Origin of the sequence: Cryobacterium arcticum, assembly GCF_003185895.1 — a bacterium.
Lineage (GTDB): Bacteria > Actinomycetota > Actinomycetes > Actinomycetales > Microbacteriaceae > Cryobacterium > Cryobacterium arcticum.
Map to the genome: position 1 here is coordinate 124,934 of NZ_QHLY01000004.1, position 20,675 is coordinate 145,608.

Genomic DNA, 20,675 nt, shown 5'->3' on the forward strand with positions numbered 1-20,675 from the left:
GGCAACTCGTGGTGCCCTCGGTTGGTCAGCTGGCGGGCTTGCCGGCCTCGTCAGCGAGGGCTTCCTTGAGGATCCGGATGGCCTTCGGGCCGACTCCATGGAGGTCGATCAGCGCATCCAGGTCTTGATCCCGCAGCTCATCGAGCGACGTAATGCCGCTCGTGGCGAGTGCTCGCGTGGCCGGGGCGCCGATTTTCGGGAGCGGTGTCGAGTCGGACATGCCTCCACGATAGGCGAAGCGCTCGGGGCATCGCTTGATGCGATCTGCAGATGACACCACACTGAACAGGTGGCAGTGGCGAAGAATGCAGCGGATGCGCAGGCCGCGGGCGGGGTGAGCGCCGACGCCGAACGCGCCCGGGTGCAACGCCGCACCCTGATCGTGGTGGTGATGAGCCAGGTGCTCGGCGGCGCCGGCCTCGCGGCGGGCGTGACCGTCGGAGCGCTGCTGGCCCAGGAGATGCTCGGTTCCAGCAGCTTCGCCGGCATCTCGACCGCGCTGTTCACCCTGGGCTCAGCACTGACCGCTTACGTCATCGGCCGGGTGACGCAGCGATCCGGGCGCCGGCTCGGGCTCGGCTTGGGCTTCGCCGCCGGGGGACTCGGCGCCATCGGCGTGGTGGTCGCCGCTGTCGCCGACAATGTGCCGCTGCTGTTCCTGTCGATGTTCATCTACGGCGCGGGCACGGCGACCAACCTGCAGGCGCGATACGCCGGCACAGACCTCGCGGCTCCCGACCGCCGGGGCACCGCCGTCAGCATTGCCCTGGTCTCCACCACGTTCGGCGCCGTCGCCGGCCCCAACCTGGTGGAACCGCTCGGCGAGTTCGCGCTGAGCCTGGGGATCCCGCCGCTGGCCGGGCCGTTCCTACTCGCCGCCGCGGCATACCTCGCCGCCGGGCTCGTGTTGCTGGTACTGCTGCGCCCCGACCCGTTCCTGCTCGCCCGGCGGCTGGCCGAGAGCACCGAACCGGCGCCGGGCGTTCCGGCGGCCCGCAACGCTCCCATGCCAGGCCCCGGAAACGGAGCCTACGTGGGTGCCACGATCATGGTGCTGACCCAGATCGCCATGGTGGCGATCATGACCATGACGCCGGTGCATATGCGGGCGCACCACCACGGCCTGGGCGACGTCGGGCTAGTGATCGGCATCCACATCGGCGCGATGTACCTGCCGTCGCTGGTCACCGGCGTGCTCGTCGACAAGATCGGCCGCATCCCGATGGCCGTCGCCGCCGGGGTGACACTGCTCGCCGCCGGCGGCACCGCCGCGATCGCGCCCGGCGACGACCTGGGCTTGCTGATCGTGGCGCTGGCCCTGCTGGGTCTGGGCTGGAACTTCGGCCTGATCGCCGGCACCGCTCTCGTGATCGACAACACCGTGCCCGCCAACCGCGCCAGGGTGCAGGGCAGCCTCGATGTGCTGATCGCGCTCGCCGGGGCGGGAGCCGGGGTCATGTCGAGCGTGGTGATGGCGAGCACCGACTACGCCACCCTCTCGCTCGCGGGCGGCGTGCTCGCACTGTTGTTGATCCCGGTGCTGATCTGGGCACGTCGCAAGGACCCAGCCGCCTAACTGAGCCAGCGGTTGGTCAGTTCTCTGAGCCCATTTCGCCCGTCGCCGGCTCGCCACTTTTCACCCCGTAGCGCAGCAGCACGGCGCCGCGCTTCGACGCCTGCCCGACCTCCAACAGCTCGAGGGATGCCGGCGGTCCGTCGTCGGGAAACAGGCGCTTACCGGCGCCCACCACGATCGGGTACACCCAGAGATTCAACTGGTCGAAGAGCCCCTCGGCGACCAGCGTGCGGGCGAAGTCGATGCTGCCGATCACGTGGATTTCCCGGTGCCGGTCGCGGAGCGCCGCGATCTCGGCGGCGAGGTCGGGGCCGAGCAGGTGGGAGTCGCGCCAGCTGAGCTCCGGTGTGCCCCGGGACGCGACGTATTTGGGGATCGCCTCGAATTTGCGGGCGATGTCGGCGTCGGGCCCGTCGAGGTGGTGCGGCCAGTACCCCGCGAAAATGTCGTAGGTGCGCCGCCCGAGGAGCAGGGCATCCATGGCCTGGATTCCGTCGGACACCTGGCTGCCGTCGGTCTCGTCGATCAGCGGCGCCTGCCAGCCGCCGAATCTGAAGCCGTCGTCGGTGTCTTCCTCCGGTCCACCCGGTGCTTGGGCGACCCCGTCGAGAGTGGTGAAGTGGTCGATGTGGATGCGTCCGGTCATGCGCACGTCCTTTCGGTCTTCGTGATCGTTAGCCCGCATGTTAGCGCCAGACCCTCGAACGCCCCAGGGTAGCCGCGGGACCTTCGGTGCGTTCCGATACTGCCGGTGCGGCAATAGTCTTGAAACAGGTCCGCCTCGCTGCGCTGCGGGAGTCGCGGCCAGTCTGCGCCCAATTCGTTCCGGCATCCAGGAGAACTCATGACCGAATCCGCCCCCGTTGACCCCACCTCCACCGATGCGTGGAAGCAGCTTGCCAGCATCGCCGATGGCTTCTCGCCGGACCTCCGCGGGTGGTTCGCCACTGACGCCGAGCGGGCCGAGCGGTACACCTTCCAGGCTGCCGACCTCACCATCGACCTGTCGAAGAACCTCCTGACCGACGAGATCCTGGCCCAGCTGCTGCAGCTCGCCCGGGAGACCGACGTCTCTGGCCGGTTCGACGCCATGATCGCCGGCGAACACATCAACGTCACCGAAGACCGCGCCGTGCTGCACACCGCGCTCCGCCGCCCGAAGGACGGCGCCGGCCTCGTACCGCCGAAGGGCTTCGAGGTGGACGGCCAGGATGTCGACGCCGACGTGCATGCCACCCTCGACAAGGTCTACGCGTTTGCGGAGAAGGTGCGTTCCGGTGAGTGGACCGGCGTCACCGGCAAGCCGATCAAGACCGTCGTCAACATCGGCATCGGCGGTTCCGACCTCGGCCCGGTCATGGTCTACGAAGCGCTGAAGCCGTATGTGAAGGCCGGCCTCGAGGTTCGCTTCGTGTCGAACATCGACCCGACGGATGTCTACGAGAAGACGGCCGGCCTGGACCCCGAGACCACGCTCTTCATCGTGGCCTCCAAGACCTTCGGTACGCTCGAGACCCTCACGAACGCGCGTCTGGCTCGTGAGTGGCTGTGGAACCAGCTGCTCAGCGCCGGCGCCATCGACGACGTCGAGGCTGCACGCACCGACGCCGTCGCCAAGCACTTTGTTGCCGTCTCGACCGCTCTCGACAAGGTCGCGGCCTTCGGAATCGACCCCGAGAACGCCTTCGGCTTCTGGGACTGGGTGGGTGGCCGGTTCTCGGTCGACTCCGCCATCGGCACCTCAGTGGTCATCGCGATCGGCCCCGACAACTGGCGCGAATTCCTCTCCGGCTTCCACGCTCTCGACGAGCACATGCGCACTGCCCCGCTCGAGCAGAACCTGCCCGTGCTGATGGGCCTCCTGAACGTCTGGTACACCAACTTCCTCAAGGCGCAGAGCCACGCCGTACTGCCGTACGCCCAGTACCTGCACCGTTTCCCGGCCTACCTGCAGCAGCTCACGATGGAGTCCAACGGCAAGAGCGTGCGCTGGGATGGCTCGCCCGTCACCACCGACACCGGCGAGATCTTCTGGGGCGAACCGGGCACCAACGGCCAGCACGCCTTCTACCAGCTGATCCACCAGGGCACCCGTCTGGTTCCGGCCGACTTCATCGCGGTCGCGAACCCCGCTCATCCCCTCACGGACGAAGCTGCCGATAAGCCCGGCCAGGACGTTCACGCCCTGTTCATGGCGAACTTCTTCGCCCAGACCAAGGCGCTCGCGTTCGGCAAGACCGCTGACGAGGTGCGCGCCGAAGGCACCAAGGAGTCCGTCGTGCCGGCCCGCGCCTTCGCTGGCAACCGGCCGACCACGTCGATCCTCGCGCCGGCCCTCACGCCGAGCGTGGTGGGTCAGCTGATCGCCCTGTACGAGCACATCGTGTTCGTGGAAGGCACCATCTGGGGCATCGACTCGTTCGACCAGTGGGGTGTTGAACTGGGCAAGCAGCTGGCGGTGCAGATCGCTCCCGCAGTCGAAGGCGACGCCGACACCCTGGCGTCGCAGGACTCGTCGACCAAGTCGCTGATCGCCAAGTACCTCGAGCTGCGCAACTGATCTCAGACGCACCACATCGGCTCGCTCGGAGCCGAACGGCGGCCGGCCCCTCGGACATTCAGTCCAGGGTGCCGGCCGCCTAGGTTTGTGCGGAACGCAGAGCTTCGCTGCTCATGCCTGACCGAGAGCCAGGGCGAGAATCCCCTGCTGGACGGGCAGGAGTGATGCTTTGAAATTGTGACCGACGAAGGCGGTGCTGTCGATCGCGTCGGCTGACACCTCTCGGCCGCGCTGAAAGGGCGGACACGGCGCGAGTTGCACGCCCTCCGGGGCCCGTTTGAGCAGGGACGCTGTGACGATGAAGGGCGCTAGCTCTTCCGCGTGCGTGCCGGGAGCATCCGTCACGATGAAGTCGGCGGCAGCGACCGCCGCCTCGAGGTCATCGGTCCATCGGATACTTGGTGTCGCCAGCGCTTCGGGGCAGCATTGAACGAGATCCAATCCGAACGCTCGGGCCGCCTCGCCCCAGGCTCTCGCGATGTTTCCGTCGGCAGCGACGAAGAGGTAGCGGAGCTGTTCGGGCTCGCGGGTGCGGGAGATCGCGTAGAGGTCGGAGAGGACTTCGCAGGGGTGGTTCTCGTCTGTCATGGCATTGATGACAGGAACGGCATTGGAGGCCGCGAGGCCTTCGAGGACGCTGATGTTCGGGTGCCGAACGACCATCACGTCGACCCAAGCCGCCAAATAGCCGGCGACGTCCTCCAGGGCTTCAGGCTTGTCGAGGGTTTCAGGCGGAAACGTGATCGGCTGCAGTCCCATGAGATGGGCTCCTCGTTCGAACGAAACCCTGGTGCGGAGGCTCGACGGCGGGAAGAAGAGCGCAGCGCACCCATGCACCTGGGGCCCGTCACCGGCACTGTAGGCGTCGGCGAGACGGAACAGACCTCGCAGCTCGGTCGTCGTCCAGTCATCGAGTCGCAGGAGGTGGGGCATCCCTAAACGATAGAGCCACCTGCGTGAGGGCACGGTGCGAGCGGATGACGAGGTACCAATCCGCGGAAGGGCAGCCATTGCGGATCGTTGACTCGATCACAGCGGGCGGCAAAGATGGACGGAACCGAGAGCGGGGACTATGCGATCCAACGCACCAATACCGGGCAACCCGTGGCCTCACGACATGATAATCACCGTCGAGGATCGACCTAACGTCCTCTTGGAGTTGCTTTGGATCAGGGAAGCCTTCACCTTGCAGCCTCATGGCGAAGACCTTCCTCCATCGCTGTCGGACACCCCCGAGGTCGTGCAAAATGCTGCATCGAGTGCCGATACGCGCGCCGAATGGGCGTGCGCCTGGCCCCGCATCTGGCATGCGGCCGTGGCGCACGCTGGTGCGGATACTGCTTCACAACTGTTTGACGAGATTCGAACCACTCCAATCGGTTCGGCCGAACGCGCCGAACTTCTCCACCAAATCAACGGGCCCAACTGGCGCGACGAGTTCGGAGACGGCGCCTTCCACCACGACTCGTACAGCACCTGGTCGCAACTCGGCATGGACGCTCTCCTCGCCGGGTTGTCGACGCCACTCGAAGACCACCCGGAGCGACGCGATCTACCGACACTGATCTCCGCGTGGCATGCGGGCCTGACAAAGATCGTGACGATCCCGTGTGCGGGTGAGTTCACCCGCAAAGTCAGCGAGAACGCACTTCTCATGACGGATGCAACGCGTGAGGACAGCGACAGCTACAGGCGTGCGCTGAGCACCTTCGTTTCATAGGCTCTGAGGAAGGATCGGATTCTGCTTCCGGATTGACGTTCAGATCGGCGCCGCAGCAAATGGGTCTCGTCCAGCCAAAGTAAATGCTTCGCCGAAGAGATAAGAATTTGCGTCCGGCCATCCGGGGTCGCGAGGAACAATCCCTGTCGCTGCCCAGAGGCTCTCCCGTAGCCACTGCGCTGCACCATAGACGCGAAAATTGCCGACGCGGTCATGTTGCGTCGGGGCAGCTTCAAGGACAATGATGGCCCTCTCGAGGGTCTCCATCTGATGCGAGTATGTTGTCCATTCGGCCTGATCCGTGCCGTACTCGTTCGGGTCAAAGGGCTCGATAGAGTCGGCGTCGAAATGTCGCTGTTCTTCAGCGGTTGCGCGGCCTCTGAGCAGTGGCGCATCCAGGATTGTGAACAATGAGACAGCCAGCGACGCGTCAACGAACTCGTCAAGAATGTTCGGCGCAAAACTCTCGAGTGGCAGCTCGGCAGCGCCCCATGTTCGTAACAACGCCTCGACCTCCGGCAGTGTTCTGGCTTGAGGTACCGCGTAATGCGCTCTAGCTGCGGTGAGCAGGGAAACGACACGTTCGTCGGTCATTCCGTCTCCTCTCGCTCTGTGTTTCTAGTCTGAGGCATCGCCCACACGCCTGGGTCGGCTCGGCGAGGTGGGACGGGTCATCGTCACATACTTCGAACGGAGCGGAACTCGTTGGACCGTGCCGGACATTTACTTATGAGCGCATCGAATTCGCGGCGGCGGGGTTCGACCGCGTGAAGAGTGATGTCGTCTGCCCTAGCTCACGCTGCCGTGGAACCAACAAACATGAAGGGCAATAAATGAAGAAATTCTATGCCTGTGTCATCGGCGTTGTATTGATGGCGTTGGCCCTCTCCGGTGGCGCGGCCGTGTCCGCTGCAGACGGCGGGACAACCGTCGCCGCTGGCGCTGACAGCGATAGCGACCTCGGCGATGCCCCAGCCCTGCCTGTGGCCCCGCCGTCCGAAATCGAGATCGCAGCTATCCCGAACCAGGAATTTGCACAGCTGGTGGGGCCGGTCTTGGATTCGCTGCCGAACGAATACGCCTTCTTCTACTTCGATGGTGAGCACAAGCCCGTTATCGGATTTGTCGAAAAGGCCGTGCCCGCCGTGATGAAGGCAGTCACCGCGACAGGTCAGGAGGCGCGGATCATCGAGGACGCCGGGTTCACCTACGCTGAATATGCCGCCGCAGCGGAGAAGGTCGTTGCGGATTTGCATGCCGCATGGCCCCAGGATGTTCCATTCCCGATCATCGGTGAGCGCCCGGACCTCGGCGTCGGCGTGATCGGCGCCATCCGTGTCACCCCCGATGCTGACGCGAACGCCGCCTGGTCGATCCGGGAATCGACCCGGCTGATCCAAGAGGCCGATGCATCGTCCCCCTTCTCCATCCAGATCGACGATGAGCGCGTATTCGGCGAAGGACACACAGCGTCGTATCGGTGGCCGATCCCGTAGGTTTGGCAGTTCGACGTCGATCTCTTGGGGGGAACGAATGAGCGTTTGGATGTTGATCGGAATTGTGACCTTGATCGCGTCTGTGCTCGCTGCCGTGGCGCCGAGGATCGACGTGGACGTTTCCTCCCGTCTCGCGTGGCTCGCTCATGACTTCGGGCCAGGCGATAGCCAGAGCCAGGCAGCCGCCCGGAGTGCAGCTTTCACAGTGGCCTTGCCTCTCGCTGCGCTGTCCGCACTGGTGACAGTCGCAGGCCTCGTGATGTCGGGCGGCGCCTCCTGGTCGGGAGTCACATCACTCGCCGGACTCTTGCTGGTGGGGATAGCGCTCTTAGCCGGAGCATCAGCGGGCCGGCGTGCCTTGCGTCGGGAACGCGGCCGCACCCGGCAGTAGTGCAGGAGCTACTGGCCTGGTCGCCCTCGCTGTGACGGGCGTTGTCGCCCGGGTGCAGTGAGTTCGCGGCTGAGGGGAACTCCGCGGGCCGTTCCGGACATTACCTAGTGAGCGAACGATACCGACGAGTTCGAGACCGCGCTCGGCGGTGGTTTAGCGAAAGCATGCTGCCCACACGGAGCATCGACACCAAAGGGGCAGCATGCACAGGATCACTATCTCCGGGTTCGGCGCGTTGATCGTGACGCTCGTAGTGTCCGGATGCGCAGCATCCGCGGCTGATGTGGAGCCCAGCAACGTAGCGACCCCTTTTGTCGCCGGTGACGACTTCTTGTGCGACGGATTGTCGATCCCGGGTGAAGCGCTGGAGGATCGTGTGCCCCTCAGTGCCATTGACGAGGCTGGGCGCACGGCGCTCGCCGAGGCGGTGTGGGACGACGGCAGTCCAGTGGGCATGCCATCGGGGGAGGGATGGTACGTGGCGACGTCGACCGATGATCTCGTGAGTGTCATGCGCGACGTGGAAGTGGTGGCGGATCCGGTGTCCCCGGCAATCGCTCCTGACCGTGAGGTGCAGACGGTCACCTGGGTGGACAACGCGACTAATCTCCCACCGGGCTGGTACGGCGCTTCGAGCAGCCGGTGTGCGCTCACGGTGGACCTGGGCGATCTGACTGTGCCCGAGGTCGAGTTCCAGTCGCCGCCGGATCCGCTGTCGCAGGAGTTGCGCCTGCTCGTGACCGAGGAGACCTGCAACGGGGGCGATGATGCGGAGGGGCGCATCGAGGTTGTGAGCCTCGATGAGACCGACGACCAGGTGGACCTCATCCTCGGAGTACGGCCGGAGGACGGAGTGCACACCTGCCCGTCAAACCCTGCGACCCCATTCACAGTGACCCTGTCCGAGCCACTCGGTGCACGCGAGGTCGTGGACGCAAGCCTTGCCGCTCCACGTGCGCTGAAGGTGCGCGGCCCTCTACTTGAGGCGTTGGCCGCCGGCTCCGACTGTGAGCAGACCCCACTGATGCTCCGCGCCACTCCGTCCGCCCCAACGGCAGGCGAAACCGTGACCGTGACAACTACGCCAGAGCATTGCCCCGTAACGGATGCGTTGGCGGGCGAGGTAATCGTGCGGCTCGGAACTGGTGACACACCGACAGGCGCCCGGATAGAGAAGGGCTCCGGTCAGGCGGTCGTTGTCACCATTCCTTCCGGGCTCACGGGAGACGGCTACCTCATGCTCGTTCCCGACCGGGACTGCGAAGACGTGCTGACAACAGCGGACTGCCACTATCCGTTTGCGGAGGTCACGATCGAAGCGGCACGCTAAAACAAGAAGGTGGGAGGTGGGACAACTCGGGTGCGAGGTCAGTAGGTGAAAAGCGGCCAAGCTACCTTTCCTTAACTCCCCAACCTTGAACACGCCCTGAATACGTGAATCACTGACCGTGTTCATGCCTGCTCCGCCAATAGGCTGATGGCTCTGGGCTCGATGGAGTGCTCGCACGCACACCATTCGGAGTCAGGGGGACACGCCATGCCAGGTCGTTCGCCCTCCAATGCTGTCCGTGCCCGGATGGCCGCCGGTGTCGCCGTGGCCCTCGTCGTCGTCGTCGGGGCCGTCATAGCGGTCGCACCGAGGGTCGCCACCGCAACCGCCAGCGTCTCTACCAACAGCGCCAGCCCAACAGCAGCTGCCACCACAACGCCGTCCCCCCTCCCGGCGGATACGCCAGCGTCACCGGAGACAGCCACCGCAACGCCCGCTCCCGCAACAACCGCGCCCAGCACTCCCACCCCCACAACAACCGCGCCCACGACTCCCGCGCCAACCACCAGCGCGACGCCCACTCCCACCGCAACCCCCACGCCAACCACCGCCCCCTCCCAGCCCGGCAACGGCGCCATCAACGCCACCAGCCTCATCGGCCGGGTCACCGATCAGGCCACCGGGGAACCTCTCGCCGGCGTCAGCGTGTACATCTACACCGAGGCCGGCGGCTACGGCACGGCAATCCCCATCACCACGACGGATGCCGACGGCGGCTATACCTTCTACAGCCTCGACGTGCGCCGTTACACCCTCAACTTCGTCGCCAGCGGCTACCGGGGCGAGTGGTTCGGCGGCGAAACCGAGCAGTCCGACGCCGCTACATTCGCCGTGGCACTGGGGGAGAGCGTCACCGGCAAGGACGCCTCGCTGCTCCCCTTGGACTCGATCAGCGGCACCATCACCGCCGCCGGATTAGCCCATCAAACCCTGGCAGGCGCCACGGTCTCCGCGTTCGGCACCGACGGCATCCTCTATGGGTCCGCGACAACATCAGACGGCGGCGGCTATGCGATCGCGGGTCTCAAGCCGGGAAGCTACACGGTGCGGGTCACCCCGCCGCCTGAGAGCACCTTCGTGGCCCAGTGGTGGCACCGCAAGGGGCACCCCACCGCCGCCACGGTGATCAAGCTCGAGGTTGATGCCGCCGTCACCGGCACCAACGTTGCCCTCGCGGCCGGCGCCACTGTCTCCGGGCGTATCACCGACACAGCCACCGGCTCTGCCATCGACGGCGCTTGGGTCTACGCCTATGCCGCGACCACCACGGCCGGCATCTCCGGGGGCAGCATCGCCTCCGCCCAGGCGAACGCGAACGGAAACTACACCCTCACCGGCCTCGCCGCGGGCAGCTACACCCTGCAGTTCTCCGGCGGCAGTGCCTACGGCAGCGACGGCTACCTGCGCGAGTGGTGGGGCAACAAGACCTCCCGCTCCGGTGCCGTCGTCTTCGCTGTGCAGGCCGGCATGACCAGCGCCGCAGTGGATGCGGCGCTCGTGCCGACCGCGTCGATCAACGGAGTCGTCTACGCGGCCGGTGCTCGTAATGTCGGCCTCAACCTGGCGACAGTTTCCGCCCTCGAAGCCGACGGGCATGTTGTTCGCACGGCCACCACGAACGGCAGCGGCGAGTACCGGCTCACCGGCCTCGAGCCGGGCACCTACAGCCTGCGTTTCTCCGCGCCAGTCGGCACACGTTTCACGACGACCTGGTGGACCGACGCGGCCAAGCCCAGCGGCCACGGAGTCATCCGCGTCACCGCCGGCGAGGTCGTCAACGGCAAGTCCGTAGAGCTCGCCACTGCCAGCGACAACTAGCTAGCGCCGAGCCGGCGTCGACCGATGGCCGCCGTCCGATGCATCCGTCCTCCCTGAAAGAATGGTCTGATGCAGACTGAACCGAGTCCGATCCAAGTCCGACCTGCGGATCTCACGGGACCCGACAGCGGAGTCGTGAGTCACCTCGTTGAGGCGTACTTGCGACGCACGGAATTTGAGAAGGCCACGCACCTCAGTGGACTCGGTGCCGAGGCCGATCTTCCCAAGCGCTATCGTGACGAGGTCGAGACCCCTGCGCGCGCTTATGAGAACGCCACCGTCTACCTCGCGGAGCTGAACCTTCTACCGGTAGGCGTCATCGTCGTCCAGCACAACAGGGCGAATCACGAGATCAAGCGAGTCTGGGTCGAGCCGAGCGCGCGGGGCCAGCGGGTCGGTTCCGCCCTCATCGATGCCGTGCTCAGCCAGCAGGACCGACCCGCGCGACTGACCGTGTGGGATTGGAGGCGCGATGCTATTCAGCTCTACCGATCGCGCGGCTTCGTTCCCGTCGCATCGTGGGAAGATCGGCCGAGGCTCGTCTGCATGGAACTTCCATCAACATCCCCCGAGAACGCACGCTGAAGGATCGGCGGAGAGCCAGCGTTCCCGGCGCACATATGGTCAGGGGCGTGCCCACGCACCGCGCAGTCGGTAGAGTCGGGCGTGCACGGGGGTCGTGCGGGGGCGCCGTGTCGGGCGCCGGATTTGGGGGATCATGCGTCGTTCGAAATCAGCCTTGGTCAGATCAGTGGCCTGCCTGGTCGGGGTGGCCCTCGCGCTCACGGCGTGTACCGCGCCGCCGCCGGATGCCGCCGCGACCGAGAGCGCTGAGAGCGTCAACACAGCGGACTGGCCCATCGTTGAGCTCAACGGCGTTGGTCCGGTCGAGAAGATGATCAACGTGCCGGAGGGCGCAGCGTCGTTCCGAGTGAGCTTCGTCTGCGTGAGCGGCAATTTCAGCCTCTCATTCAGCGGGGCCAAGCAGAGTGACCGTCGCGGCGGTTGCCAGGGCACTCGTACCTACCAATTTCCAGCGCCCGAATCCGCGCTGATGCAGCTGTACATCTCCGTGCCGGCCGACTCGCATTTCGCGTTGACGGGCGAGTTCACCACTGACGTCTTCAGCCCCGATCCGCTCATCACCGACGCGTGCACGCAGCTGTCGGAGTACATGAGTGTCTATCTCAACGCCGACCAGGGTTACCTACAGGGCGACGTGAGCGCCGAGGAGTGGCGCGTGCAGATGGACCAGGCTGCGGGCATCATCACCGAGCTGCAGGACACGGCCACCGGGCTCATCGCCCTGCAGCTGCCCGCCCTGGTGGAGGGAATGTCATCGCCCGTCGTCGTGCCCGGCTACTTCCACGAGCAGCACTCACCGACCGAGATGGATGCCGCGGGCACGATCGTCGGGGACGTATGCGGCGACAACGGCTCCGGCCTTGTGATCATGGCCGCCTACGGCGGCTGACCACCACGCACGCATACGCCAACCTGCACCAGGAGTCGGCGTTTTGTGTCAGAGCGGGTTGCTCCTGCCGTAGCGGCATGTGGTCTGCTTAAAGCACATCCTGTCCCAATCCGAGAGGTTTGCCATGCGCCCGTTCCCCACCTCGCCCCGAGAGGTCCTGATCGGCGACGCCGCGGCGTTCGTCGGCATCACTCCGCGGACGATTCGCCACTACCACCAGGTCGGCGTGCTGCCCGAGCGGGAGCGGGGCAGCGACGGCCGCCGCCGGTACGGCTACGCGGAGATCATCCGGCTGCTCTGGATCCGCCGCATGGCCGACGCCGGGATCGCCCTCGACGACATCCGCGACGCCTTCGACGGCCCCGCACCGAGCGGCGCCGACGGCGAGGACGAGATCGCAGGCGTCCTCGCGCGACTGGAGGACACCCTCGCCGCGCAGGAGGCCGCACTGCAGCGGAAGCGCGCCTCGGTGCAGCGCATGCGGACCCTCGGCAGCCGACTGGGACTGCTCGACGATCTCGTCTCCAACCGCCTCGCGGGCGCACCCGAAGGGTCGCTGCGCCAGAACGACCTGGACGTCCTGCTGGTCACCGAGCGGATCTTCGGTCCGCTCGGCGCCGCGGTCCAGGCCGGCCGCTTCATCGCTCTGGCCGCCGATCCAGAACTGCGCGCCGAGTCAGACCGCGTCGACGCCGCCGAGTAGGCGCTCGACGACACGGTCGCCGTCGACGACCCCCGGGTTGCGCAGGTGGCGGCCACGCGGCACGTCTTCGAGACCGCGCTGATGCGCGTCATCGAGGAGTCCGGTCAGCTGGAGGAGGACGACGCTATCTTCGACGCCTGGGACGAGCTGCACCCGCCCGAGGACGCTGAACCGGCGCCCGACCCCGACCCGGCAAAGGGCTCCCGCGTGAGGAGCGCGGGCGAGATCATCCGGAGCATGCCCTACGACTTCTCCCCGGCCCGGCTGCGAAGCATGGAGCTGGCGGTGCAACTCGGCGCGGCGGCGGCGGCGGCCTAAGCAGGTCTCCCTTCACGGAAGGTCGGAGGTACGGGCCGACGTCCTCATCCGCGTCCGGACGGGTATCCCTTTTTGGCTAACCGCCACAAGCGTGCAGGCGACTCCATGTAGTGAACACGCGCCAAATCACGCCCGGTCGTTGGTCGCCGAGGTCGGCGCTGCGGGTTAGACGTCTCACGGATGGATGCGATGCTTAGAACCAAACGAGAGCGAACTTTCGCGGCCGCCGCCCCAGACAGCAGCTCGTTGATGTCCTCGGCATGATCGCGGGATACAACGACAAGGGAGCCGACTGGTCGGGACATGACGCCGTCCAGGTTCAGCGCTTTCGCCAGCGAGCCCACGAGCAGATACTCAGGCTCGTGGCCAGCATTGGGGAGCAAAACATATCTCCCGGCCTGCTGGAGAGCTTGAAATCCGGGCGCGCGGTCGAGGACCCGAGCGGCAGATTCAAATCGGCGGCTCAAGACGAACTTCTCTGAGCTTCGTTTGCTCCCCTTTACATTCGAGGAGGTCGGCGTGAAGGAATCCAGCGTCGCCGAAAGTGGGCAGAGCGCGGTCGACGTGACGTTCACCAAGGACGGCGCGAAGGTGTGGCAGGAGCTCACAGAAGAGGCAGTCGGGACCGGCGACTCCGCTCGTCTACTCGTCAAGGTCGGTGACAAGTTGCAATCCGTTGTCCGCGTTATGGATGCGATGAAGGGCGATCAGGCGCAAATCGTTCCAGGGACAGACGGAAGCGCCCAAGACGTCGTCGACCTAATCCAGGGAAACTAGGCCAACGGATACCGCAGCGCTCGTATGCGAAAACCCAGCGATTCGATCGATTCGCAATGTGGCGTCCGAGGCGTCTCGAAACCCTACCGATGCGAGAGGTACTTCGAGACGCGCAGCCTAGAGACACGCGAGTCTTCTTGCAGGGTACGCGAAGCTCATGTCCGTGCTGACCGACGCTGCGAATCCGGTTCGGCGCTGCAAGGACGGGATAACGCGCACAATCACACGCTCACGGCGCACCTAGAGTCGCGGACCTGATCGCTGCTCAAAAGCGATGCCGCGTGTTCTGCTGACAGTCCACACGAGCGCTCCAGCGGCGATGATAGCTGCGAGCAGCCCAACAATATGGACGGCGAGGGAGGCCCAACCGCGTTCAGGGAGGAGAAATCCGTATGGCACCCAGCCGTCGGTCGCGCCACGGATCAGGACCGTGATCAGCCACAGCGCTGGATAGGGAAGAAGCAGCCAGAGCTTTCCCCACGGCAGGGGCGCACGGTCGCTGAGGAGTAGCCAGTCGCATGCTACGAGGGCCGGGAAGACGACGTGAAGAAGGGCGCTCATCCATGGTGGTGCCGATCCTGTGCCCGGAACGAGGAGGTTGTAGATCAGTGCGACAACGAGAAGATACGACGTGGCCATTCCTCGTAAGAGGGTGAGCGTTGGCGAGATGCGTCCGCCGCGAAGTGTGAGCACTCCGGTGACGATGAGGATAACGCTCGCGAGCAGACTCGTCTGGTTGGTGAAATATCCAAAGTAATCGAACGGGTTATTGTCTCCGACCGCTATGCGGACGGAGTAACCGAAGACAAGAACCGCGACGACCACGATGCCGCTGCCAGCGCGGCCGATCCCGACTAGGGCAGAGGTGGGGCGGAGAGCTACGGCAGGCATCACAAGCGACAGCCTAACTAGGACCGTTCGGGCGAGTCTCACTAGCCGACTCTGACCTGCGTCCGATTTCACAGCGGTGGACCCAACGATTGACAGCACGCTCCGCTTTTGGCCCGCAGTCGGCAGCGTTGAGCCCCGGATGCCCGGATCGGTGCCTGGTTACTCGAAGATCTCGAAATCGGCGACCGGTGACGTGTTGGTGTCGTCGAAGACGAGCTGGAAGGGTGCGTCGACCTCGAGCGACTTGACGATTCCCGGATCGCCGAGCAGTGACGGGTCGTTCGACTGGAAGCTCACGGCAATCACGCCGGCTCCGATCGACGGGTCCTGGGCGACGGACACCTCGCGTTCGGTCGTCACGTACTTTTCGGTCTGGCGCACCACGCTGTCCATTGCAGCCTGGTAATCGGCGGCGTTGAAGCCGACCGACTCGACCACCACATGCGGCTGCCCAGTGGCTTCCAAAATTGCCACGGCATCGGCCGGTGCCTCAGCCTTGAACGCAACGTGGATAGCATTGTCGTCATCGAAGAGGGCGTACGCGTAGTCGTTGGGGAACTGCTCTTCGATGACTCCCGCAGCGTCGCCGAGCGGACCCGTTTGCACCCGGGTTATCTCCGGGGAATCGACTCTCGAGTCGATTGCCTCGGCATCCACCGCGGGCGCCGCAGCGCACCCGGATAAGAGCAGAGCGGACAGACCCACGCCGACCAGGCTGGCTGCAATCGTGTTCATAACGTCTACCCCTTTGAATTTGGTGTCCGACGTGCTCTTTTACGCTGCAGGGACTGTCGCCGTGCTTCGGAGCGTACTGCCCGGAGGCGGGGATCGACGGCCCATTTGCTGAGCATGACCTGAGCAAACGCCGGGAGCGGCTGTGTGGCAAGGTCACTGGGTTAGCTCCCCTTAGTCTCGTCTCTCATGGGATATGAGACACGCAGGCAAAGGGACACCATCGATCGCAAGTGTCCAGAGTGGATTCGGCTATGGCCGATAACTCTCGCCGCGCGCATAGGCCGACGGGGCGTTGTCGTGGTCGAAGGTCTTCTTCTCTGACATGCCGCCGATGGTCTTTGCGATCGTGAGAACGACCAGGCTAAGAAGACGTCCGACTATGCGGAGGACTCTCATGACAACACCCTTCGTTGCTGGGAGCCTAGCCCCTCAGCATCTGGACCCTCGGACTTCGTGGGTGGATTCGCTGCCATCCCACCGATTGGCTCGCGCGGTGTCTTGCATCCCATGGGATAAGACACACTCGGGTCTCGAGACATTGGCGCTTGGTTGAGGTGCCTTCTCCCAGCAGTCCCTCAAGGGTGTTACAACAAGCTCATTGATGTGACGCGGTGGGTTACTGCTGACATCTGTTGGCTAGGTATCTGCCGCATAGTTGCACTAGGGATGAAGCGTTTCAGCAGACGCTGCAGGAACGCCACGAGGTTAAGGTCGAACCATCCCAGACATTGCCCCAGCGACGCCGACCGAGCCCAACGGAAGTAAGTGAGCCACGCGACAAAACATGACCACTAGCGGGTGTGGGCGATGATCGCTTCGGCGATAGCCACCGTGTCGCTGGTCGACGCGACCTGGTAGGCCGACTGGCCGAGTGAGAAGATCACGACGCAGAACGGTGTCACGTCGGAGCACATCTGCACGGCGTGCTCACCCTCGACCGCGCCCTTCAGCGCAATCGTCGGCAGGGCCTGGCTGTCTGGCGTGGAGACCATCGTGTCGACGAGTCCGGCCAGGTCGTAACCGACCGTGACAGACGTACCCCAAACCCCGGCGGCGATCAAGTCGACCGGGACGTCGGCATCCACATCACACTGGAATACCCCGGCCCGCTGCGCCACGTAGTTCTCAAAGTAGGTCAAGCCGTTTGGTGGGGACCGGACTTCGTATTCGAGCGAGTCGACGCCGAGAGCCGTGGCGATGCCCTGCGACCCGAGCGCGCGGGTGCAGTCCGATTCCTGTTCGACCAGATCGACCGTCGGCCAGACTAACTGGCCGGGCTGAGCATCCGTCAGAGCGGTGAAAACGGATGCCGCGAGCGGCTGCATCTGCGCCAGAATCGGGTCGGGCGTCAGCCCGGAGAAATACCAACCGTCGCGTTGGATCCAGTTCGTGCTCAACACGATTTCGACCCAGGCATCGCCGACCGGCGCGCTGATGAAGCAGCCGGTGTCGTAGCCGCACCCGGTCGCCGCGTCAATGCCTCCGATGGTCATCGCGGTGTCGGAAGGGCCGTCGCCGAACGATAGGGCGTCGTCGCCCACCGTGTAGGGCGCCCAAGAGTCGGCGCCGCCGGGAACGACCTTGACGCTGACGTAAGCCCAGTCGAAATCGACGGGGTCGAGCAACGGGTTGGTGACCGCCGGGCCGACCCGCCAGGAGCAGGACAGACCGCCCACGGCTGGCACGACGTAATCGATCAGGTCAAACGCTGGCTGGATCGCGGCCACCGGGGTCGGCGCGGTTCCGTCCGCGGTGACGAAAACGGGTGCCACGTCATCAAGGGCGGCAATGTCGTCGCAGGTGTAAACGCTCGCTGCCGCTGGTGTTGGTGCGACTGACGCTGACGGTTCTAACGGGGGCCCCGCAGTGCATCCGCTGAGGACCACGATGGCGAGCAAAACGGTCGGCGTGAGGGCGATGCGGCCAGTCCGGGTCGTGCGCATACGGCGAATCCTTTGAACGAAACGGACAGAAGGCGTATCTAGGGTCTCTAGCCGGCGACGCTGAAGATGCCTAGTCGCCTGGCGAACGTGCGTAGTCGATCCGCATCAGTTCCTATCCGCAGTTGCATCGGCGTGGAAACGACGGACCGGACCATCTGATCGTTCTCTTCTGTCCGGGCGGACCGAAAAAACAACACGGCTCCTCTTGCGAGAGTAGTGGGCAGTGTGGGCAAGCTCCACTATCTATCTGGTCCCTACTCCGCGCGTTCTGCCCCCAATTCGGGCAGCCTAGATTCTCCACTGCCTGCCATGAACGGCAACGGTCCACACCCGTGGGATCGGATCACAATCCTGCGAAGCACACCCACCCCAAGCGAAAGTTCGAGAGCCCGGCTGCACTGGCTATTTGGTTGGAATCCCGCAGCTCGGGGTTTGACCCTCGGACCCAAAGCAATTTTCTCAACGCCTGTTGGGCTTGCCTGTTTCGAAACCCTACCGACGCGTAACGTCTCGTGGGTATTGCTCCCGCGGACGCCGCAGTAGCAGCCTCTGCCGCTGTTCGTATGGGATACGAGACACCGAGGCTATGAGACACCGAGGTTGGGCTCAGAGAAGGAGTCGACGCCCGCACGCGGATACCCGTACGCAACGACCCGGCACCTATACGCCGGACAACAGCCCGGCGCAGATGAACAGGCCGACGACCAGCAGAAGCCCGCTGGTAGCTGCGCCCATGTCAACCGCCTGGCGCGCTGGTGAAATCGAATGAGGCGCTGTCGCCGTCGAGTGAAGTGACGGTGACTGTGTACGTGTTGCCTTCCTTGCAGTACACGACGAAGGCATCCGTTGCGGTCGCGCCCGGCTCGATGATCGAGGGGAACTCGCCGATCGCATAACCTCGGTGCTCCGTCGTTACTGATCCGGCGCGACCGCCGAAGGGAAGATCCCACTCGGTCGAGCTTGAGCCGTCGAAGACTGCAAGGTCGCTTTCGGTGAACTCGATCGGCGTGGGGCTGACGTTCTCGATTTTCACTCCGACTCCGCAGTAGCCGTCGAAGGAGTAGCTGATCTGATCAGCAGAGATCCGCAGGTTCGCTGTCTCGACCTCGTCGGGAGACGACGTCCTCAGCTCGAAGAGGCTGCACCCCGCCAGCAGCCCCACTGAAACGAGCCCGCCCATCAAGCCAACAGTTGTTCGGGTGGCTAGCGGAAATCTTCGCGACATGGCCCGAGCATATGCGACCTCCCGGAGCCGTTTGTCACGCACATCGATCATGCGATGGCCGTCCCATACACTCAGCACCGGGTCGCCCTACTGCTGACGCGTGCGGATCGCCCGAGGTGCGCAGATTTTTCCATGGATTGCCCGAAAGCCGGTCTACCGGCGCTTTTAGTTCGGGCGAGGGGCTAACGTCATGAGTTCGACTCGTGGAAGGTGTGCGTTTGACCCGCCTGGTGAACATGCCCGCGCGTGTGCGGCGAATTCTGATACGCGACACGATGACTGTCTCATAGCCCTACCGACACGAGACAGGTCAGGATGCGAGACGGTCACGTCCCGCTGAGTGTGGAGTTTCTCAACACCGTGCGGCTGGCGACAGCTCCCGTGGTCGGTAGGTGTCCTCGTTAGCTGGCCAACGAGGCGACGCGTGTGTTGGATGAAGCTATTTTGAGTCAGCGATCGAACGCTCTAGTGCGCTGGTGGCGACCCAGAGAACGGTGCTGATCACGAACGCAGTGAATCCCGACACAGTCATGACCATCAAAGGCAGTCCGACGGACGAGAGGATCGGGTCCGACGTAGGGAAGACGCTCCAAGACGGTAAACCGCCAAAGAAGACTGCGGCAGAGACGAGCGGAGCCATCGGACCGTACCGCAGGACATGCCAACGGCTGGGGCCGGTGCGGATGCCTGCCTCACTGCGCCGGTTGAGATGGCGCAGAACCACGAGCCACCAACCGATCATCACAGGGACGATGGTCAGAGTTATAAGGACGATGAGATAAAACACGACGTAGTCGTTGAAACCATCACTTCCATTCGGGCCCACGTATTCACCCCACCAGCCTCGCAACTCTCACGCCTCAGCAACTGCCTAGCAGCTAAGTGCCTAAGTATGCCAGTGACCTGCCGTGGCCCTCCTCTCACAGTGGGAAGGGTAATGAACGGGCCATGAATGTGTCTCGAAACCCTACGGATGCGAGCCAGGTCGAGATGTGAGACAACCCGCTGGCCGCTCGTCGCGTGAATAGGCGATTCCTACGTCTCGAATCCCATTACGTTGGGTGCTCTGGCGTGAGTGGTCACTCTCCGGTATCCCGCTTTGACTTCCGTCGGGCTCGTAAAATGGCTGCAGAGTTCAATAGGGCAATAACTCCCCACAGGATTGCCATAGTCCATCCGAATCGAGCTTGGTCGGGGTCGGAGGCAGTGGCGCCCTGATAAATGCCCCAAATGCAGGCTGCTGCCCAAATGGCGGTGGAAAGCAGTAGGAGCTTCACGCTATCTCGCCGAACATGGAAGCGATCCGCAGTGCGGATGAGTGGTTGTCACCTATCACCATGAGCTATCCCCTCACCATGCGAAAACTCGATTTTGCGGGCGTGGTCGCGCTGTCGGGAATGTACTGCACAAATGCGTTGCTCGGGTGCCAATGTGCGGAGCATGGCGTCTGTACGGCTGTGTGCAAACGGTCGGCCGGTCCACGCACGGTCGTGTCTCGTATCCCTACGGATATGAGACGCCTCATCGGCTTGATCTGCTCATTCCCTAAATCCGCGAGATTTTGCGATGCCCCAAGTCTTGTAACTACGTCGCACAACCATTGGCTCCCATCTCGGTACTGTGATGTCTCAGGACATCGTGGATAGTTGATGTCTCAATACATCGTGGAGTTTTGATGTCTCAGGACTTCGTGGATGTTTGGTTGGCCATGAATCCGC

At 64.3% G+C, this 20,675-nt stretch carries 20 protein-coding genes; 11 read left to right on the forward strand and 9 right to left on the reverse strand.

The window, feature by feature from the left end:
- Positions 1-25 precede the first annotated feature (25 nt).
- Positions 26-220, reverse strand: coding sequence for a helix-hairpin-helix domain-containing protein (locus CTB96_RS01405; RefSeq protein WP_110125115.1), 195 nt, complete (start codon positions 218-220; stop codon positions 26-28).
- A 69-nt stretch (positions 221-289) separates the two neighbouring features.
- On the opposite strand from CTB96_RS01405, the gene CTB96_RS01410 reads away from it, so the two are divergent.
- Entirely contained in the window at positions 290-1,576 is a 1,287-nt protein-coding gene (locus CTB96_RS01410) for an MFS transporter (protein ID WP_248283161.1), read from the forward strand.
- Positions 1,577-1,592: 16 nt separating this feature from the next.
- On the opposite strand, the gene CTB96_RS01415 is transcribed toward CTB96_RS01410, so the two are convergent.
- A complete protein-coding gene (locus CTB96_RS01415) occupies positions 1,593-2,222 on the reverse strand; it encodes a dihydrofolate reductase family protein (RefSeq protein WP_110125116.1) in 630 nt (209 codons plus the stop codon).
- A gap of 198 nt (positions 2,223-2,420) precedes the next feature.
- Here CTB96_RS01415 and pgi point away from each other — a divergent pair, with 198 nt between their 5' ends.
- Positions 2,421-4,136, forward strand: coding sequence for a glucose-6-phosphate isomerase (pgi, locus tag CTB96_RS01420; RefSeq protein WP_110125117.1), 1,716 nt, complete (start codon positions 2,421-2,423; stop codon positions 4,134-4,136).
- 111 nt (positions 4,137-4,247) lie between these two features.
- Here the strand turns inward: pgi and CTB96_RS01425 are convergent, their stop codons facing one another.
- The gene (locus CTB96_RS01425) at positions 4,248-5,069 is read right to left on the reverse strand and encodes an ornithine carbamoyltransferase (protein ID WP_110125118.1); all 822 of its coding nucleotides are present in this window, start codon (positions 5,067-5,069) and stop codon (positions 4,248-4,250) included.
- 184 nt (positions 5,070-5,253) lie between these two features.
- Here CTB96_RS01425 and CTB96_RS01430 point away from each other — a divergent pair, with 184 nt between their 5' ends.
- Positions 5,254-5,856: a hypothetical protein gene (locus CTB96_RS01430; protein ID WP_110125119.1), complete on the forward strand. Its 603-nt coding sequence runs from the start codon at positions 5,254-5,256 to the stop codon at positions 5,854-5,856.
- 39 nt (positions 5,857-5,895) lie between these two features.
- Here the strand turns inward: CTB96_RS01430 and CTB96_RS01435 are convergent, their stop codons facing one another.
- Positions 5,896-6,450, reverse strand: coding sequence for a hypothetical protein (locus tag CTB96_RS01435; protein ID WP_110125120.1), 555 nt, complete (start codon positions 6,448-6,450; stop codon positions 5,896-5,898).
- A 239-nt stretch (positions 6,451-6,689) separates the two neighbouring features.
- Between CTB96_RS01435 and CTB96_RS01440 the strand changes: the two genes are divergently transcribed.
- The 8 genes from CTB96_RS01440 to CTB96_RS01480 all read left to right on the forward strand — a co-directional run bounded on the left by CTB96_RS01440 (position 6,690) and on the right by CTB96_RS01480 (position 14,163).
- Positions 6,690-7,352, forward strand: coding sequence for a hypothetical protein (locus tag CTB96_RS01440; RefSeq protein ID WP_146215724.1), 663 nt, complete (start codon positions 6,690-6,692; stop codon positions 7,350-7,352).
- 593 nt (positions 7,353-7,945) lie between these two features.
- Entirely contained in the window at positions 7,946-9,073 is a 1,128-nt protein-coding gene (locus CTB96_RS01450; protein WP_110125123.1) for a hypothetical protein, read from the forward strand.
- A 207-nt stretch (positions 9,074-9,280) separates the two neighbouring features.
- Positions 9,281-10,891, forward strand: a complete 1,611-nt coding sequence (locus CTB96_RS01455; RefSeq protein WP_181397094.1) for an MSCRAMM family protein — start codon at positions 9,281-9,283, stop codon at positions 10,889-10,891.
- 69 nt (positions 10,892-10,960) lie between these two features.
- The gene (locus tag CTB96_RS01460; protein ID WP_110125125.1) at positions 10,961-11,476 is read left to right on the forward strand and encodes a GNAT family N-acetyltransferase; all 516 of its coding nucleotides are present in this window, start codon (positions 10,961-10,963) and stop codon (positions 11,474-11,476) included.
- A gap of 154 nt (positions 11,477-11,630) precedes the next feature.
- Positions 11,631-12,365 carry a hypothetical protein gene (locus CTB96_RS01465; RefSeq protein ID WP_146215725.1) on the forward strand — a complete coding sequence of 245 codons (735 nt, stop codon included), beginning with the start codon at positions 11,631-11,633 and terminating at the stop codon, positions 12,363-12,365.
- A gap of 124 nt (positions 12,366-12,489) precedes the next feature.
- Positions 12,490-13,068 (forward strand): MerR family transcriptional regulator, encoded by a 579-nt coding sequence (locus CTB96_RS20725; protein ID WP_248283162.1) that lies wholly within the window; start codon positions 12,490-12,492, stop codon positions 13,066-13,068.
- Between the two features lie 45 nt (positions 13,069-13,113).
- Complete coding sequence (locus tag CTB96_RS20730) at positions 13,114-13,386, forward strand: hypothetical protein (RefSeq protein ID WP_248283163.1); 273 nt, start codon at positions 13,114-13,116, stop codon at positions 13,384-13,386.
- Between the two features lie 519 nt (positions 13,387-13,905).
- Positions 13,906-14,163 carry a SecDF P1 head subdomain-containing protein gene (locus CTB96_RS01480; protein WP_146215726.1) on the forward strand — a complete coding sequence of 86 codons (258 nt, stop codon included), beginning with the start codon at positions 13,906-13,908 and terminating at the stop codon, positions 14,161-14,163.
- 240 nt (positions 14,164-14,403) lie between these two features.
- Here the strand turns inward: CTB96_RS01480 and CTB96_RS01485 are convergent, their stop codons facing one another.
- The 5 genes from CTB96_RS01485 to CTB96_RS01505 all read right to left on the reverse strand — a co-directional run bounded on the left by CTB96_RS01485 (position 14,404) and on the right by CTB96_RS01505 (position 19,783).
- Positions 14,404-15,096 carry a Pr6Pr family membrane protein gene (locus CTB96_RS01485; RefSeq protein WP_248283164.1) on the reverse strand — a complete coding sequence of 231 codons (693 nt, stop codon included), beginning with the start codon at positions 15,094-15,096 and terminating at the stop codon, positions 14,404-14,406.
- A gap of 117 nt (positions 15,097-15,213) precedes the next feature.
- Entirely contained in the window at positions 15,214-15,789 is a 576-nt protein-coding gene (locus tag CTB96_RS01490) for a hypothetical protein (protein ID WP_110125129.1), read from the reverse strand.
- 791 nt (positions 15,790-16,580) lie between these two features.
- Positions 16,581-17,732 carry a hypothetical protein gene (locus CTB96_RS01495; RefSeq protein WP_146215727.1) on the reverse strand — a complete coding sequence of 384 codons (1,152 nt, stop codon included), beginning with the start codon at positions 17,730-17,732 and terminating at the stop codon, positions 16,581-16,583.
- Positions 17,733-18,468: 736 nt separating this feature from the next.
- Positions 18,469-18,912 carry a hypothetical protein gene (locus tag CTB96_RS01500; protein ID WP_110125131.1) on the reverse strand — a complete coding sequence of 148 codons (444 nt, stop codon included), beginning with the start codon at positions 18,910-18,912 and terminating at the stop codon, positions 18,469-18,471.
- Between the two features lie 484 nt (positions 18,913-19,396).
- Positions 19,397-19,783 (reverse strand): hypothetical protein, encoded by a 387-nt coding sequence (locus CTB96_RS01505; protein ID WP_181397095.1) that lies wholly within the window; start codon positions 19,781-19,783, stop codon positions 19,397-19,399.
- Positions 19,784-20,675: the final 892 nt, after the last annotated feature.

Coding starts and splice junctions, on each gene's coding strand:
- CTB96_RS01405 (WP_110125115.1), bottom strand. CDS start 220: ATGTCCGACTCGACACCGCTCCCGAAAATCGGCGCCCCGGCCACGCGA.
- CTB96_RS01415 (WP_110125116.1), bottom strand. CDS start 2,222: ATGACCGGACGCATCCACATCGACCACTTCACCACTCTCGACGGGGTC.
- pgi (WP_110125117.1), top strand. CDS start 2,421: ATGACCGAATCCGCCCCCGTTGACCCCACCTCCACCGATGCGTGGAAG.
- CTB96_RS01425 (WP_110125118.1), bottom strand. CDS start 5,069: ATGCCCCACCTCCTGCGACTCGATGACTGGACGACGACCGAGCTGCGA.
- CTB96_RS01430 (WP_110125119.1), top strand. CDS start 5,254: ATGATAATCACCGTCGAGGATCGACCTAACGTCCTCTTGGAGTTGCTT.
- CTB96_RS01435 (WP_110125120.1), bottom strand. CDS start 6,450: ATGACCGACGAACGTGTCGTTTCCCTGCTCACCGCAGCTAGAGCGCAT.
- CTB96_RS01440 (WP_146215724.1), top strand. CDS start 6,690: ATGAAGAAATTCTATGCCTGTGTCATCGGCGTTGTATTGATGGCGTTG.
- CTB96_RS01450 (WP_110125123.1), top strand. CDS start 7,946: ATGCACAGGATCACTATCTCCGGGTTCGGCGCGTTGATCGTGACGCTC.
- CTB96_RS01455 (WP_181397094.1), top strand. CDS start 9,281: ATGCCAGGTCGTTCGCCCTCCAATGCTGTCCGTGCCCGGATGGCCGCC.
- CTB96_RS01460 (WP_110125125.1), top strand. CDS start 10,961: ATGCAGACTGAACCGAGTCCGATCCAAGTCCGACCTGCGGATCTCACG.
- CTB96_RS20725 (WP_248283162.1), top strand. CDS start 12,490: ATGCGCCCGTTCCCCACCTCGCCCCGAGAGGTCCTGATCGGCGACGCC.
- CTB96_RS01490 (WP_110125129.1), bottom strand. CDS start 15,789: ATGAACACGATTGCAGCCAGCCTGGTCGGCGTGGGTCTGTCCGCTCTG.
- CTB96_RS01495 (WP_146215727.1), bottom strand. CDS start 17,732: ATGCGCACGACCCGGACTGGCCGCATCGCCCTCACGCCGACCGTTTTG.
- CTB96_RS01500 (WP_110125131.1), bottom strand. CDS start 18,912: ATGGGCGGGCTCGTTTCAGTGGGGCTGCTGGCGGGGTGCAGCCTCTTC.